General features: G+C 31.5%; 15 protein-coding genes and 1 tRNA gene. 3 read left to right on the top strand and 13 right to left on the bottom strand.

What is annotated here, in order from left to right; all coding sequences use genetic code 11:
* Window positions 1–78 precede the first annotated feature (78 nt).
* Complete coding sequence (locus ACN0WY_RS08355) at window positions 79–603, top strand: hypothetical protein (RefSeq protein ID WP_330489319.1); 525 nt, start codon at window positions 79–81, stop codon at window positions 601–603.
* Here the strand turns inward: ACN0WY_RS08355 and ACN0WY_RS08350 are convergent.
* The 6 genes from ACN0WY_RS08350 to ACN0WY_RS08325 all read right to left on the bottom strand — a co-directional run bounded on the left by ACN0WY_RS08350 (window position 590) and on the right by ACN0WY_RS08325 (window position 8,213).
* A complete protein-coding gene (locus ACN0WY_RS08350; protein WP_417800066.1) occupies window positions 590–1,060 on the bottom strand; it encodes a regulatory protein RecX in 471 nt (156 codons plus the stop codon). The two genes, ACN0WY_RS08355 and ACN0WY_RS08350, sit on opposite strands and share 14 nt — an antisense overlap.
* A 70-nt stretch (window positions 1,061–1,130) precedes the next feature.
* Window positions 1,131–4,595, bottom strand: a complete 3,465-nt coding sequence (locus ACN0WY_RS08345; RefSeq protein ID WP_417800065.1) for an efflux RND transporter permease subunit — start codon at window positions 4,593–4,595, stop codon at window positions 1,131–1,133.
* Between the two features lie 13 nt (window positions 4,596–4,608).
* Complete coding sequence (locus ACN0WY_RS08340) at window positions 4,609–4,980, bottom strand: four helix bundle protein (protein WP_408026266.1); 372 nt, start codon at window positions 4,978–4,980, stop codon at window positions 4,609–4,611.
* Between the two features lie 16 nt (window positions 4,981–4,996).
* Complete coding sequence (locus ACN0WY_RS08335) at window positions 4,997–6,172, bottom strand: efflux RND transporter periplasmic adaptor subunit (RefSeq protein ID WP_330489323.1); 1,176 nt, start codon at window positions 6,170–6,172, stop codon at window positions 4,997–4,999.
* A gap of 14 nt (window positions 6,173–6,186) precedes the next feature.
* The gene (locus tag ACN0WY_RS08330) at window positions 6,187–7,599 is read right to left on the bottom strand and encodes a TolC family protein (RefSeq protein WP_417800064.1); all 1,413 of its coding nucleotides are present in this window, start codon (window positions 7,597–7,599) and stop codon (window positions 6,187–6,189) included.
* Between the two features lie 5 nt (window positions 7,600–7,604).
* Window positions 7,605–8,213 carry a TetR/AcrR family transcriptional regulator gene (locus ACN0WY_RS08325; protein ID WP_330489325.1) on the bottom strand — a complete coding sequence of 203 codons (609 nt, stop codon included), beginning with the start codon at window positions 8,211–8,213 and terminating at the stop codon, window positions 7,605–7,607.
* A 126-nt stretch (window positions 8,214–8,339) separates the two neighbouring features.
* On the opposite strand from ACN0WY_RS08325, the gene ACN0WY_RS08320 reads away from it, so the two are divergent.
* Both ACN0WY_RS08320 and ACN0WY_RS08315 read left to right on the top strand, forming a co-directional pair.
* Window positions 8,340–9,311 (top strand): polyprenyl synthetase family protein, encoded by a 972-nt coding sequence (locus ACN0WY_RS08320; protein ID WP_417800063.1) that lies wholly within the window; start codon window positions 8,340–8,342, stop codon window positions 9,309–9,311.
* A gap of 53 nt (window positions 9,312–9,364) precedes the next feature.
* Window positions 9,365–9,438: transfer RNA gene (locus ACN0WY_RS08315), tRNA-Ile, on the top strand.
* An 868-nt stretch (window positions 9,439–10,306) separates the two neighbouring features.
* Here the strand turns inward: ACN0WY_RS08315 and ACN0WY_RS08310 are convergent.
* The 7 genes from ACN0WY_RS08310 to ACN0WY_RS08280 all read right to left on the bottom strand — a co-directional run.
* A complete protein-coding gene (locus ACN0WY_RS08310) occupies window positions 10,307–11,806 on the bottom strand; it encodes a carboxypeptidase regulatory-like domain-containing protein (RefSeq protein ID WP_099276387.1) in 1,500 nt (499 codons plus the stop codon).
* Window positions 11,807–11,817: 11 nt separating this feature from the next.
* Window positions 11,818–13,167, bottom strand: coding sequence for a CsgG/HfaB family protein (locus tag ACN0WY_RS08305; protein ID WP_417800062.1), 1,350 nt, complete (start codon window positions 13,165–13,167; stop codon window positions 11,818–11,820).
* Window positions 13,168–13,197: 30 nt separating this feature from the next.
* Window positions 13,198–13,614: a curli assembly protein CsgF gene (locus ACN0WY_RS08300; protein WP_099216677.1), complete on the bottom strand. Its 417-nt coding sequence runs from the start codon at window positions 13,612–13,614 to the stop codon at window positions 13,198–13,200.
* Between the two features lie 11 nt (window positions 13,615–13,625).
* Window positions 13,626–14,363, bottom strand: a complete 738-nt coding sequence (locus ACN0WY_RS08295; protein WP_099216676.1) for a CsgE family curli-type amyloid fiber assembly protein — start codon at window positions 14,361–14,363, stop codon at window positions 13,626–13,628.
* Between the two features lie 3 nt (window positions 14,364–14,366).
* The gene (locus tag ACN0WY_RS08290; protein WP_417800061.1) at window positions 14,367–14,762 is read right to left on the bottom strand and encodes a hypothetical protein; all 396 of its coding nucleotides are present in this window, start codon (window positions 14,760–14,762) and stop codon (window positions 14,367–14,369) included.
* 139 nt (window positions 14,763–14,901) lie between these two features.
* Window positions 14,902–15,810: a hypothetical protein gene (locus ACN0WY_RS08285; protein WP_417800060.1), complete on the bottom strand. Its 909-nt coding sequence runs from the start codon at window positions 15,808–15,810 to the stop codon at window positions 14,902–14,904.
* A gap of 547 nt (window positions 15,811–16,357) precedes the next feature.
* The coding region (locus tag ACN0WY_RS08280; protein WP_417800059.1) for a JAB domain-containing protein at window positions 16,358–16,729 on the bottom strand (372 nt) is incomplete at its 5' end.

Genomic DNA, 16,729 nt, shown 5'->3' with positions numbered 1-16,729 from the left:
GATTTCAAACTTCTAATTGAATTCTGTAAAGAATGCCAAGTAAAATATGTACTTTTATCCTTTAATTTTTTTATGAAAATGAGTCGTTTTTTATTGGTTATTGCTTCGTTATTTATTTTAGTTACTTCTTGTAAAAAAAAGAGTGTGCAAAAAGAAGAATTCCCTACTAAAACTGAAATGAACATTTCGGTTAAGCATACCGATTACTCTGAAATAAATAAAAAATACGTTGATGAAATCAAACCTTGGAAAGAATACTTTATTGTTGAAGATTTTTTGCAGGAATTAAAAAATACAAGTCCTACTGAAGCTTTAAACAATGCTTTAGAGTTACAAACACTTACCAAGCAATTTAAGGATAGTTTGAATATAGAGTCGCTAAAAACACCTGCTTTTAAAGCTCGTATTAATGTTTTTGAAAATGAAACTTTACGTTTAGCAGACATGACTTTTATTCCTTCTATCTCTGCGCAACAAGTTAACAGTCAGGTTGAAAAAATTATGATGCTTTTTAGCAGTGTTAACGATAAGATTAACACAGTTTACACTAAGAAGCAATTTGATAGTGAAATAAACCTTGATAGCTTATTTAAGAATCAATAGTTTTTAAGGCTTCGTAAATTAAATTACTTTCAAACCCTCTGTACAAGAGGTAGTCTGCAATTTTCTTTTTTCGTTTGAAATGATTGGTTTCGGATACGGACTCATTCTTTTTTTCAACCAACTCATATAAGGTTTTGATGTATTCCTCTTCATCAATTTCTTTTAAAGCTGATTTTATGTTATACACAGAAATATCTCTAAATTTCAACTCCCTAACAATTCGGTCTTTTCCCCATTTTTTTATTCGGAACTTTCCCCTTGCAAAACTTTTGGCAAAGCGTTCTTCATTTAAAAAATTATGTTCTAATAAGTGTAATAAAATATGTTCTCTGGCTGCTGGAATTAAACGGTATTCTTTCAGTTTTTCTTCTACCTCCTTATGACATCGATCTTGATACACACAGTAATGCTCTATCTTTCTCTTTATTTCTTCAACTGTAAAAACCGGTTTATTCATAGCACGAAAATATAAAAAAGGGTTAAAAGTAAATTACTTTTAACCCTTTTTACAGTTAACAAAAAATCAATTATAAAACGCTACGTAACCACATTTTAAACTTGGTGATTAAGTAGAATAATATCGGTACTACAATTAATGTCAAGAAAGTTGCTATGAATAATCCGTAAATAACAGTCCATGCTAATGGACCCCAGAAAATTACATTGTCCCCTCCAACATATATATGTGGATTCAACTCACTAGCTAAGGTAAAGAAATTAATATTTAAACCTGTTGCCAATGGAATTAACCCTAAAATGGTTGTGATTGCCGTTAAAAGTACTGGTCGTAAACGTGCTTTTCCTCCTCTAATAATAGCTTCTCCTAAAGTATGTACATCTACAAACTCATCAGATGACAATCCATGTTCTACTTTTTTACGATCAATTAATAACTGAGTATAATCGAGCAGTACTACCCCGTTGTTTACCACAATACCTGCCAGCGAAATAATTCCCATCATGGTCATCATAATCACGAACGGTTTTGCCGTGATAATTAATCCTCCAAATACTCCTATTAAACTCAAGAAGATTGCTAGCATAATTATTGCGGGCTTAGAAACAGAGTTAAACTGGAAGATTAAAATCAGGAAAATTAACCCTAACCCTCCAAAAAATGCTTTCATTAAGAACGCCATTTGTTTGTTTTGCTCTTCAATTTGTCCTGTATAGTCAACTTTTACTGAATCTGGTTGTTCAGTAAACGTCTTCATTTCATTTTGAATTTGTGATACAATGGCAGCTGCATCTGTATATCCTGGAGCTAACGCTGAATATACGGTTACCACTCTTTTTACATCTTTATGCTTAATGGCACTAAATCCTGAGGTATTTGTTTGTTTGGCTACTGCCGACACAGGAATTTCTTTAATGGTACCTGAAGACATGTCTCTAAAAGTAATTTTTTGGTTAAAAATTGCACTTTTATTATACCTGTTTTCTTTATTAAAACGAACATAAATATCATAGTCATCCCCATCTTCTTTATAAATACCCGCTTTCGAACCAAAAATAGCATTACGCAATTGGTTTCCTACTTGCGATGAACTTACGCCTAATTCTCCAGCTTTTTTACGATCAACATTTACTAACATTGATGGTTTAGATTTATTTACATCAATCTTTAATTCATCAATTCCTGCAATACTTTTTGAGTTGATAAAGTCACGCATCTTTTCAGCAGTATTGATCAATTCAGCATAATCATTTCCTTCCAACTCAATATTGATAGGATATCCTGCTGGTGGACCTACCGCTTCTTTTTCTACAGAAATTTCTAGCCCTGGGTAAATTCCTCTTAAGGCTTCGGTAACTTTTCGTTGTAACTCTTTACTGTCTGCTCCTCTACGGTATTTGTACTCACGCATGGAAGCAGTAATTTTTCCTCTATGAGGCATTTCTGCTGTAGAACCTCCATCTGTTTGTGGGTTTCCAGATCCTGCTCCTACTTGAGACACTACACTTTCTACTAAGAAATTATATCCGTTATCTATATATTCTGGTGAATTTAAGACTTTATACACACGCTCTTCCAAATCTTTCATTATCAGATTTGTCTTTTCAATATCCGTTCCTTGTGGGTATTCGATATACACAATAATCTGATTTGGTGTATTGTCTGGGAAAAACTCAACTTTTGTACGTTGACTTCCTATTGAGGCTCCAAAACCTCCAAAAGCAATAAATAATAAAACAAACGTACCTAAAGAAATAATGTATGGTCTCCAGCCTCTTAGAGCTGCTCTTAACATTCTTTCATAAAAACGTTCCCAACGTGGTAACACCGTATTTTGAAAACGATTTGCCCAAGGACGTAGAGCTAATCGGTACACCCACAACATGATTGCTGTAAATATCATTACCGTTCCTAGCGCTCTATACGTTCCTCCTAAAAGTGCTATTAATAGCCCTATCACCGCCATTACTGACGATAAAATTATAATACGTCTTAAGGGCATATTTTTATCCTCAACACTCATAAACTGCGACACCAATACTGAGTTAAAGAAGATCGCCACAAATAATGAAGAACCTAATACTACAGATAATGTTACTGGAAAATAAATCATAAACTGCCCCATGGTTCCTGGCCACATTCCTAATGGAACAAAGGCTGCCACCGTAGTTAATGTTGAGATAATAATTGGAAATGCAATTTCTCCAATTCCCTTTTTAGCGGCTTCAATTCTGGGCATTCCTTCATCCATTAAACGGTATACGTTTTCTACAACCACTATACCATTGTCTACCAACATTCCTAGCCCCATAATTAACCCAAAAAGAATCATGGTGTTCATGGTATATCCTAACCAACTCAATATCATTAATGACATAAACATTGACATTGGTATTGCAAACCCAACAAATAAGGCATTTTTAAACCCTAAGAAGAACATTAACACTAATACTACCAGGATAACCCCAAAAATGATGTTATTTACCAAATCATCTACTTGACCAATCGTTTTTGAAGATTGATCGTTAGCGATGGTTACTTTTAAATTACTTGGAAATATATTGGCTTTGGTATCTTCTACAATTTTCTGAATTTTTTCAGCAGCCTCTACCATATTTTTTCCTGAACGTTTTTTTACATCCAGCATTACTACAGCTTCTCCAAACTCACGAGCATACGTAGTTTTATCTTTATCTTTAAAAGAAACTTTTGCAATATCTTTAAGGTAAATTGAATTCCCTTTTTCTGATTTTACTACAAAATCTTGTAATTCTTGTGGATCCTCAATTTCTCCTAAAATTCTAACAGTACGTCGTTGTCCACTAGCAATTAAATTACCTGCAGACATTGTTAAGTTACCTCCGTTAATTGCATTAATTACATCCTGGAAACTTACTTGCGCTGCCATCATTTTGTAAATATCAACAGCTACCTCAACTTCTTTTTCTTCAGCACCGCGGATATCTACTTTTTTTATTTCTTGTAAATCTTCAATTTCATCTTCTAGATACTCTCCAAATTCTTTTAATTTATCTACAGGATAATCTCCCGAGATATTGATATTTAGAATTGGCATTTCTTCAGAAATACTTAATTCAAAAACATTCGGTTCTACTTTCGCTCCGTTAAACGTAGGCCAATCTTCTCCAGACGTTTCTTGATCTATTTCATCTTTTACCTTTTGTTTAGCTTGATCTACTGAGATGTTTTCGTCAAACTCAACGACCACCATTGAGTAGTCTTCTTGAGATGTAGAGGTTATTTCTACTACATTACTTACCGTTTTAAGTCTATCTTCTAACGGGTCGGTAATTAGCTTCTCTATGTCTTCAGCTGTATTTCCTGGGTACAGAGAACTTATATAAATTTTGGTTTCTCTAATTTCTGGGAAATTTTCTCTTGGCATACTTAAAAAGGCAGAAATACCTGTTATAAGTATCATAACCATCATTACGTAGATAGTTGTTTTATTATTTATTGCCCAAGAGGATAAACCAAACTCTTTATCTACTTGTTTTTTTTGTTTTTCAGTCATTAGACTTTAGTTTTTAGTCGTTAGTGTTTTTAAGGTACTTTTGAAGACTGCTTATCATCTTTGATAATTCTTCTAATCTTTCTCTTAAATTATTTTCTTCTTCTATTGAAATATACTTTTGATTTTTAGCGATTGCTACACAAACCACACATTCTTTAACAGAACCTAATGCTATTTGCAAAAATCTAGAAAATTGCGGGTTTGTATCTCCTGAGCCTTCTGCAATATTTAATGCAACAGAAGTGGCTGCCCTTATGAATTGTGATGTTAATCGATAGTTTTCTTCTTTTGGAAACGTATTGCTAACTTTATAAACAATATCTACAAAATCAAGTGATTTTTGATACACTTTTAAATCTTCGAACTGGAATTTAATCTCTTTCATTCTACCGACTAAAAAACTATTTACTAACAGCTAACACCTTAACCTCTTGTCCGTTTTTTACACTACGAGCTCCTTCTTCTATAATTTTTGTTCCGTTTTCGATTCCGCTTAGAACTTCAATAATATCTCCTTGTGTTTTTCCTGTAGTTATAATTGTTTGTTTAGCGGTTCCAACCTGATCTTTTAAGTCTTCTACCACATACACATATTGTTCTCCATTAGCATTTTCTGAAATAATACTTTGCGGAATTAAAATTGCTTTCTCATTAGAGTAATCATTTATTTTCAACTTAGCTGTTAAATTAGGTTTAATCTTACCTTCATGATTAGGCACACCTACTTCTACCTTAAACGTTCTATTTGCTGGATTAATAAAATTACCTGCTTGACGAATTTTAGAAGTTAACTTTTCTCCTAATACTGGAAACTCAACCTCAACATTTTTTCCTTTCTTAATAGAAGTAATATAGCTTTCAGGTACATCTGTTTCGATATACATGTTTTTTAAGTTTACAATTCTGAAAACTTCAGACCCCATTCCTGGTGCTACTACTGTTCCTTGCTCTTTAATTACATCATCAATTACTCCTGAAAAAGGGGCTGTGATGACCGATTTTGCTAACTGTCTTCTTAATTGACTAACCGCGTTGGTTTGTGCTTCATAGTTAGTTTTAGCTTGTAAAAACTGAATTTCAGATCCTATTTTTTGTTCCCATAAACGTTTTTGACGTTTATACGTTGTTTCTGCTAATGCAGCTTGTGCTTCTATTTGCGCTAATTGATTAGCCAAACCTCCATCGTCAATTTTCGCTAAGGTTTGTCCCTTTTTAACGTACTGACCTTCTTTTACGTAAATACGTGTTAAAAGCCCTGGCATTTCAGGATAGATAAGTACATTTTGTTTTGTTTGTACTGCTCCTTGTAATTCTAAATAGTGATCAAAAACCTCTTCCTTAGCAGAAAGTACTGTAATTAACGGAACTTTCTTGTTGGTATCTAATTCTGAAATCTTGTTGTTTAAAACCTTAATTTCATCAGATAGTGTTTGCATTTGTGTATCTAACGATGCTTTTTTCTCTCTAATTTTAGTTAAATCATTAGATGCTATTACGTCTTGTACAGACTGTTCTTTTTTACCTCCACATGAGGCTAAAAGCAATGTAATAGCGAATAGTGAATATATTCTTCTCATTATTATAGTTGATTTTATTTTAGTGGTATGTTTAATGCGTTTTCTAATTGTGCCTTTTTAGCAATTACGTTCAACATTGATTGCACATAATTATTTTGTTGTGTGTATAACTGATTTTGTGCTTGTAGTAAATCAAAACTTGAAGAAATTCCTTCAAAAAACTTTATTTGTTGCTTTTTTTCTATTCGTTCTGCTAATGCTAAATTTTTCTTAGCTGTTTCGTAGTTTTCAATTCCTAATTGATACTCACTTTTAGCTCTTTCTACTTGTAGGTTTAACTTCTGCTTTGCTTCTTCTAAGCGGATATCAGCGTTTTCTAATGCTATTTTTGCTTGTGCTGTTCTTGAACTTCTTCCGAAACTACTGAAAATAGGCACATTTAAACTTACTCCAAATAATGAATAGTCAAACCACTTTTGATTGCTATCTAAGAAATTAAAATCATCTGAGTTGGCATTAGCTCCGTAATTGATAAAGGCTGATAAACTTGGCAGAGCTTTACTTTGTTCTAACTTCATTAACAAACGCTTACTTTCTCTATCGTTTCGAGCTATTTTAAAATCGATATGATTATCGATATTAAATTGAGTAGCTAATAAGCTTAAATCGGTATTATCGATTACTAAATTATCTAAGGTAGAAGTTAATGTTAACTTGGTATCTATTGAATTTCCTAAAGAAACATTTAACATTTGATATGCAATTTCTTTCAATCGCTCAGCATTTCTTAGGTTGCTTTCTACATTTCCTAACGTAATTTGCAATTGCTCTACGTTTTCTAACTCGGTTAACCCATTGTCGTAGGTTTTTTGAGTTTCATTCAAGTTTTTCTCTAATATTTTCTTATTGTTTTCTAAAATTTCAATTGATTTTTCAGTAACCAATACATTTCCATAAGCATTGATAACGGCTTCACGAGTGGTTAATTCTGTCTTTTCCTTTGCTTGTTCAGAGATTTTTAAATATGTTTTTGCTGATTGCAAGCCTACCAAATACGAACCATCAAAAATTAACTGAGATAATGTTACTGATGCATTCACTGTTTGTTTTGTTCCAAATCTCAAAGGAATAAAACCTGTTGGCGTTGTTACTTCTTTTCCATTTCTTATAGCCCCATCAAAATATTCCTCTACAATATCTATGGTACTTTGAGTATTGTCAAAAGCTGCAACTGGTAATAAAGACACTTGTTGCTTTATCCAATTTTGATACTCTACTTTTCCATTAATTTGTGGTAAACCTATTGTAGTTGTTTCCCATTTTTTCTTTTTAGCCGCTTCTATATCGTTTAAGGACACTTTGTTGTCGTAACTGTTTTTTATAGCATAATCAATCGCCTCTTGCATTGATAAACTCATTTCTTTTTCTTGAGCAGATAGGTACCCTGTAAAAAAGAACACAAATACACCGTATATGTATTTCCTCATTGTTTTTAGTTTTTGTTTATATTTTTTAATTGTTTTTCTAATTCTTGTACTCCTTTAGGAGTCGCTATTGCCCTAATATGATACTCTAAAATTTCATACTCAATCTCCATAACCTCTTGCATATCGTTACTGTACAACTCACTTTCAAACACTCCAAAAACTAGTGTAAAATAAAAATTCACTAAGAGCGCTTCTTTGATGTTTGCTCTGTACAAACCTTGCTCTATTCCTTTTTTTATGTTATCTATATTACAATCTCGAAACATACATACCTCCCGTTCTATGAGTTTTGTGTACGTTTCTGGATAGTACTTCTTTAATTGATACATCGGTGAAGTTTTTGCATTTTTAAACATTTCTTTAAAAATTGCTTTTACTGCAAATTCTTCTTCCACAGCATTGTAATTCTGCCCCTTAACAGTATCAATTGTTTCGCTTATTGTGTTGTGAACCGACTCTGTACTAGCATCTACCAAGGCTGTTTTATTTGAAAAGTACTTGTATAATGTTTTTTTGGACATTCCAAGCTCTTTCGCAATATCATCCATCGTTGTGCTCTTAAACCCAAGGGTTAAAAACATTTCTCCTGCTTTATTAATTATTTTATTTCTCATAATTGTTTGCAAATGTACAACAGGAAACTCTAGAAACAAAAAAAGTTTCCAGAGTTTTAATCTTTTTTTAACATTAGGTTGTAGCTAAAATTTATGTTTACCTTATTTTTACAAAAATTTTCAAATTTGGACATATTATCATATCAATCAGACTTTATTGCTTTTTTAGAATCTCAAAAATTTACAAGAGAACCTAAAAACCTTTACGAACCAGTAGACTACATCTTACGATTAGGAGGCAAGAGAATTCGCCCAATGTTAACTTTAATTGCTGCTGATGTTTTTTCTAACGATTACCAAAAAGCCTTACCTGCCGCATTTGCTGTTGAAGTTTTTCATAATTTCACTTTAGTACATGATGACATAATGGACGATGCTCCTTTAAGAAGAGGAAAGGAGACTGTACATGAAAAATGGAATATCAATACCGGTATTTTGTCTGGTGACGCCATGCTTATTTTAGCCTATCAATATTTTGAAAATTACGAGCCTATAATTTTTCAAAAGCTAGCACAATTATTTAGCAAAACTGCTTTGGAGGTTTGTGACGGTCAGCAATTAGATGTTGATTTTGAAACAAGAAATGATGTAACTATTGATGAATACATTAAGATGATTACATTAAAAACTTCTGTTTTAGTTGCTGCTGCTTTAAAAATGGGCGCTATTGTTGCAAAAGCAAATGAAGAACAAGCCCAACATTTATACAACTATGGATTAAATCTAGGTATTGCTTTTCAATTGCAAGATGATTACTTAGACACTTTTGGTGATCCTGAATCTTTTGGAAAACAAGTTGGAGGAGATATCATCGAGAATAAGAAAACATTTCTTTATTTAAAAGCTTTAGAAATAGCAAGTGATGCTGACAAAGAAAATTTACTAAATCTTTACAACGGAAAACAAAAAAATAACCCTGAAAAAGTTGCTACTGTTTCGGCTATTTTCAAAGAAAATAACATTCCAGAGGAGACACACAAACTTATTGAGTACTACACAGATAAGTCATTTAAAAGCTTAGATTACCTTAACATTTCTAATGAACACAAAGAGGGGTTACGTGCTTTTGGAAAAAATTTAATGAACAGAAAAGTGTAAAAAAATAGGTTTTTATTTAAAAAAGTTTTTATTTTTGCAATCCAAATTTAACGGGTCCTATAGCTCAGTTGGTTAGAGCACCTGACTCATAATCAGGGGGTCCATGGTTCGAGCCCATGTGGGACCACTTTTAAACCCTTGAAAACACTGATTTTCAAGGGTTTGTTTTTCAACAAGGAAAGCAGAGGGGAAAGAAAAAATATAAATAAACACCTTATCCTTTTTAGTTTCGCTTCTTTATTTTTTAAATTAACCATCCCTATCCTTTATTCTTTTTCCAAAAAACATCACAAATTAAGGTTTTACATCTGTTATCACTCTTAGTATTCCCCTTTTATTAATTACTCCTTTGATTTTATGATGTAAACGAATAACCACTTTAATCCCTGATGAGTTTTTTTGTCTTTTTATGTTAAACGGTTATAAATTTATCATCCGTGTTAATTTCAAGTAAGTTAAGAAAGTCAGAGACTCTTAAACCTACCCAAAAACCAATAATAACTATATCTCTACAATCTTCTAATTTTTTATCGTTATAAAATCATGATTAAAAGTCTGTCAATATCTTTTTCGCAGAGCTACAAACACACTTTTTTCTTTGATAACGGAAACTCTCTGGATCACAAAAGCAATTTTAATCAACTAATTAATAGTGTTTTGTTTTTTTTAAGGGTAAGTTTTGTGGTGATTTGTTGTAAGTAAGTATTAGTTAAAAATAGATGTTTTTTAAATTGAATTATTTGCTTTTACTTCTCCTTAATTTTCTAATACTAACATTAAATTAATTATCAAACCCAAAAAACTCCTTAACTTCAATAGCAAAAGCAATTTCACCTCCAATTAAAATAATAATTATCCCAAACTCTTTTAAAACCAGTAATCAATTCTTCATGTCTTTTTATAATCAATGATAAAATATTACTATTATTAAGTTTTAACCAAGAAAAAAGCGAACGTTTTTAACGCTCGCTCTCTCAGTAATTGTTAGTTCTCTTTTACTCCCAATCTGGCATTGTAGCATTTTCAAACAATGCTGTTCTTGTTGTAGATCCTTCACTAAAAGGTACTTTATAAATTGTTCTTGTGGAAATTCCATCATTGGATGTATTCACAAAGATAATTTCAGCCTCATTAGGTGATAAGCGTGGGTCTAAATCATTTGTTCCATTAGCTTTTCCTTCTGATAAATCAGTAACTTCTGCCGTAGCAAACTCATATAAAAAAATATGACTATTTAGTAGTCTATAATTACTCGATTCATATTCAGAAACATCTCTAGTGTATAACAGCGAGCTTCCATCTATTGTAAAATTAATTCCTCCTGCACCACCTTGTACTCCTGTTAAAACAGTGTCAATTATATTTCCTGTCATATCAATCGTATAGATTTGTACATTATACCCACTTGTATTATTGGTTTTCAGTGCTATTTTAGATTCATCATTACTCCAATCGCATTCAGTAATGTAATTACCATCTATTGTTTGATATATTTGCTGTAAACCGCTTCCATCTTTATTTATCAAATATAATTTATCGTAATGCGGATATATGATTCGATCTCCGTTTGAAGACCAAGAGAAATCAACTTCGTTTAAATCAAACGCAACTACAGGAACATTAGAAGTAACTTTTTGAACATCTGAACCATCTGTATTCATTGTATAAATGTGAGTTTCGTTATTGTCTGTCCGTAAGAAGGCAACCAAATTCGCTGCTGAATTTTTTCTAGGTCTCCAAGAGTTTGTGGTTGGGGAAGTTAACAAAAGTTCATTTATTGGTGCTTCGTTGATATAATCTCCTGAGTAAATAACATTATTTCCTGCTTCTTGTTTTGTGTAAAAGTATCTATTATCAGGTGTTGATGTCACTTTAAACGTACTTACAGTACTTAATACTTCTGCATTAATATTATCTGAAGCAGCAACTTGCCAAAAATATTTTACTCCAAATTTTAAATCGGTTACTGTATACAAAGTGTCTTTTATATTTTCAAAAGATATTACATCATTATTTAAGTCATTTTTAACTTCTATTCTGTATGTTATTTCATCTTCATCTGGATCAGTTGATTTAAAGCTTAACTCTACCGTGTTATTTACATCTTCTATCCCATTAACTGGAGCTCTTAATTCTGGCGCAGTTGGCGGGTCGTTTAAAGCGGTTTCGATATCTAATTCAAAAACTACATTAATTTCTGTTTCTGCTCCTAAACCTACAGGTTCAAAACCTGTTAAATACCCTTCTTTAGTTGCGCTTACAGAGTAGTCTTGTGCTGGTACATCCTCCATTAAAAAGTAACCATCTTCATCTGTAAAAGTTGTATTATTGGTTGGTGACAATGTTATTTTAGCATTAGCTATTGGTTCAAAACTTCTCTTTTTAACTACACGCCCTTTAATAGTACCAAATTCAACAAAATCCACAGTATCTTCACTACAGTTAAATAAGGTTACACACATTAAAAGTATTGTTATTTTTATTATGCTTTTCATTACTTTTTTTCTTAAAAATAAACATTTATACCTGCTCCTATTCTCCAAATAAAATCGTTTCTTTTTCCTCTAACTAACTTATCTAAATTATCTGAGCTTAAAAGATAGTTTTCTCCATAAAGAGTTAAACCTATTTTATTGGTTATTAAATACTCTAATCCCAGACCATACTGAAATTTAAACATAGGGTTATCTAGGTTTTTTTCTAAAACCGATCCAACCCCAACATACGCATAAGGTGTTAACCTATCATAAGGCAACATATTGTATTCTAAAAATAGACTTGATGTTAAAAATGTATTTTCAAAAGACCTTTCATTTTCTAGTGAAAACTTCCCTATACTTCCTCCGAAACTAAATCTTGGATCCTTAAAAAAGTACCTATATTTTAAGTCAAACCCAAACCTTGCAACTGGATTTGAATAATCACCAGAAATTATTGAAGTTCCTCCCATAACACTCATTGAATTGGTAGCCCTTCTTTTTTCTTGTTTTCTATTAAATAATAAAGTATTATCTGCTTCATTTTTTTCTTTTAAATATTCTTTTTTAAAGAGATTAACAACCGTATTACCTCCTTGAGGAGTCCATAAACCATCTACAACACCTTCTATAATCAACTGTTCGACTGCTTTATCTATAGCTTCTTTTACAGCTAATTGCATAGGTTCATTTTTGGTTACTCCAGTTTCTACTTCTAACAACCTTCTTAAAGAAACATATCTATATAAGTTTGCTGAAATTCCTTGAGAGAGTACTGTTTTTGATACGTAAATATTTTTTAAAATTTGTCCGTTTGATGTAGATACGGCTCTTAAATAAACGGTTATTCTGTCTTGTCTATATTGATTAGATGCTCCCGCTCCAAAATATCGAACTCCTGAACCTCCTGTAATAATATTAGAATCATAAGAAACCACACCTCCTTCTAAAATGATTCCAGCAAAAAGTAATGGTGGCATTTTTGTAGAGTTAACTCCTTGATATTCTTGCCTTGTTGACCTTATTATTTGTCGTTCATTTAATAAGTTAGCGATATTTTCTCTTTCTATTGGAGTAAACCATTTTGATTCTTCTAATGATTTTAATAAAATTGATGTACCTCCTTGCGTTACCGCAGTACTAAATGTAGAACCGTTTTCAGTAGGCTTGTATTGTCCTGTTTGATCTCTAAATTTATAAACTCCTACGATTATTTTTTCGACAGGTTGAATGTTTTTAATTAAATCGTTTTGAAAAGAGGTGTTTTCTCCTATTCTAGCATTCGTTGTTTGAAATGGCTGATTAAGGTATGCTCCACAACTAGAAAACAAGATAAAACTTAATAAAGAGAACAATAATTTGAGTAATAGTTTTCTCATAAAATTTAAGTTATAGTTAATCGTTTTATTTTAATTGTTTGGTATTATTATTTGTGTTTGTTCACCAGTTTGTGTGTTTAAAATATTCACTGATAACCCTCCACTTGTAGGTGTAACTTCTACTACTAAAGATCCAAACACGTAAGTTCCTACAGTTAATCCTTGATCTCCAAACTGTTCTTGAAATAGGTCTTGCGACAATGAATTTAGTAATTGCCTGTTTAAGCTATTTGTAAAATTCTCTAAATCTGAAGGTTGTTGAAAAGGATCTTGCCCTTCTTCTTGAAAGTCGTTTTGTGCATTAGCTGAAGCCAAAATTTGCTGATATCCAAATGGATTATTTCCTCCAAAAAATGGATTTACCGGTTTATAAACTAGTTCTTGTGAAAAAGCAAATGAGCTTAGTAAAAAAAAAACTATTGTTATAAGTTTGGTTGCTATTTTCATAATTCACTTTTTTAAATTTTATAACTTAATAATGTGTTTCTCTGTTTTGAATAACTACTTAATCTTACCAAAGATGCTTTAACAGCTCGCTTAAGAAAATCTTCTCCTGGCATAGTCATGAACTCAAAAATCTTTTTATCATCAGCTTCAATAATTAAAACTGTAGTTCTTCTTAATCCTGGTTTTTCTTTTATTTTTATGATAAAAGGATATTTTAAGCCTGAGAGCAGATACTCTTGATAAAAAAAATCATAAAAGTCTTTTCCTATTTTTGTTATTGCTTCTTCAATAACCAATCCTTTTAATACAAAATTAGACTCATCTATTTTTTCTTTATTTATCACGCCTACCTTTTTAGGTATTATTACTAGAGTGTCTTTATCTATCAATTTTTTCCTGTGCTTTATAAATAAATAAGCTCTTAATTCTTCATCAGGGTTTAAACTCAATCTTATTACTGAAAGCTCTTTTTTCTCGTTAGGTTTTAAAGAAAATTCTCCCGATTGTTTATTGTTAGAATAGTTTCCTTCTTTATTCTTCTTTAGTACTAATAAGTTATAATTAAGCTCATCTTTAAACAACACTCCTTCGTTTTCAGCTTCTGCTTTTACAGTTATAAAATTATCTTTTTTAAGAATAAGTATTTTAGCTTTAACATTGCTTATTTCTTGTGCAAAGCTTGTAGTTGTACACAGTAAAAATAGAGTGACATATTTTAAAACGTTTCTAAAAAAAATAAACCTTAACATTTTTTAATAATTCCTAACTATAATTGTTTTATAATTAGATTTTTGAATGATTTTTACATTTTCCATCAAAGAGTTTGTTCCATAAATAAGCAATGAGTTTGCATTACCTTCTTGAAGAGCATTTATTTTTGTTGGTGAATTATTATAATAATCTATAAAATTATAATAGTTATCTCTACCTTTTTGCCATATCAACTGTATGTCATTCATTCCGTTTTTTACTTCTACAACATTATTAACTCCTAACTGATTTACTGACAAATCATAATTATCAATCGATTTATCATAATCTTGTAAATTATTTAATGAGTTGATATTTTTTTCTAAAACCAGAAAAGAAGCATCACTTCCTATTTGAGGTACAGACACAAAGTAAGTAGATGTATTTTGTTGTGTCATAGCTTTTAAACTAAATATTAATAGGATTATACACAATGTCATTTTTATCCTTCGCATCATTACTTTAGTTTCTTATTAATAAGGGAGAGGAAAAGAAAACCCTCCCATTCTCCCTTATCTTTGTTGCTTAATTAAAAGTTTATAATCCTGTTTGTTCAATACAAGCTTTGTTCATGTAACCTGCCTGTCCAATAAAACTAGCATTTCCAGAACCTTGTGCATCTTGAATAACAGAAGCATGATTTTCTACACCAAATTGACTAATTAAACTTAAGTTAACCCCTGCATCTGCATTTTGATCAACGCAAGCTTTGTTACCCCAACCTGTTTGTGCAATACCAGAAATATTTAAACCTCCATTTGAAGATTGATTTGTAGAAGCTACATTTCCGTTGCCAAACTGAGCAATACCATCTATATTAAAGCTACCTCTTTGAACTTGTTTAGCTTTATTATAATTACCAATTTGTAAAATACCCGCTACACTTCCTGGCGCACCATTAGTTCCTGTGCTTTGATCTTGATGAGCAAAGTTTCTTCTACCTGATTGTGCTACAATAGCTACATTATTATCATAACGTTGTTTTTGAATAGAAGTGTTTTGACGTCCTGTTTGATAAGCATAAGCTCTGTTGTTTTCTGCCCAACCTACACCAACATCTTGTTGTGCATAGTTTTTATATCCTACTTGATTTACAAAACCAGAGTTATAATCTCCATGTTGTTTAATGTCGGTTTCGTTCTTTCTTCCTCTTTGATATACAGTAGCTTCATTTCCCAAACCTCCTGAAAACCCTTGATTCTGACCATCTTGATCAATTTTAGACAGGTTTCCAACTCCGGTTTGAACAACACTTGCGTCATTCATATGTCCTGTTTGATCTACATAACTTGTGTTAATTACGGCTCCTCTATTTCCATAGGAAGGTCCTACTTGCGAAACTGAACATCCAAGACAATTAGCTTTAGGTGTTGGTAATGGATTAGCGAACTGTGCAAAAGCTGTTCCTGAAGCTAAAAAAATAGCTGCTAATAAAAATTTTTTCATAATAGATAATTTTAAAATACGTTAGTTAATTTTTAGCATACTCTATCTACGACAAGCATACAAATAGTAATGATGCTTATTGTGGGAGAATGCTAGTAAATAAGGGTAAGATAAAATTATGGGGTAAAATGCAAAGGTTAGTTTGATAACCGTGATTACATCCATCAGTTTAAAATAAAACTGTAAGAAACTATATATAGTTTGTCTGTTTAAACGTAGCTAATATACGATTTTTTCAGTTTCAAAAACCAATAAAGATTTCTTTACTTTTAAAAAAAGTGAATAAGAGAAGCCAAAAACACGCTATAAACGTAGCCTTTAGCTTTACATTTCTTTATCCTTAATTTAAAAAAAAGGGGAGAATCCCCCTTTTTTTTAATGTATTTTCTTCTTTAAAATAAGTTACTTTATCTAATAAACAAAAGTTTTTTATTTCTTGTTAAGTAGTATTTGTCTTTTTGCTTCTTTACTTTATTCGATTAGTCTGATTAGGGAAAATAAAAGTATTAACGAATTAATTTTGTTACCTTATAATTAGAAATTTGTTTTACGACCTTTTCACTCGTAGTTTTTTTACTTCTTCAATCGTAAGACCAGTGTTTTTAGCGATTAACTCATTATCAAGACCACTTCTTTTAAAAGCTTTAGCTATTTCTATTTTCTCACTACGTTTAGCTATTTCAGTAGCTTCTTTTTTTAGACGCTGCTCTAACACGTATTTGGGTACATATTTTGTGCTTTTTTTAAGTTCATCTAGTAACCCAATATCTCCAAAACTAAGATAGCTCTTCTCAGATATTATAAGATGGTCTACCACTTCAGTATCCACAATAATGCCTACTTGTATTAAACGGTCAGAAATATCTTTGTCTGCCTCAGAAGGTTTTAATTCACCACTTGGATGGTTATGGCATAATAT

Origin of the sequence: Tenacibaculum sp., assembly GCF_048269885.1 — a bacterium.
In the GTDB taxonomy this organism is placed as follows: Bacteria; Bacteroidota; Bacteroidia; order Flavobacteriales; family Flavobacteriaceae; genus Polaribacter.
This window is presented reverse-complemented; position numbering and strand designations above follow the sequence as displayed.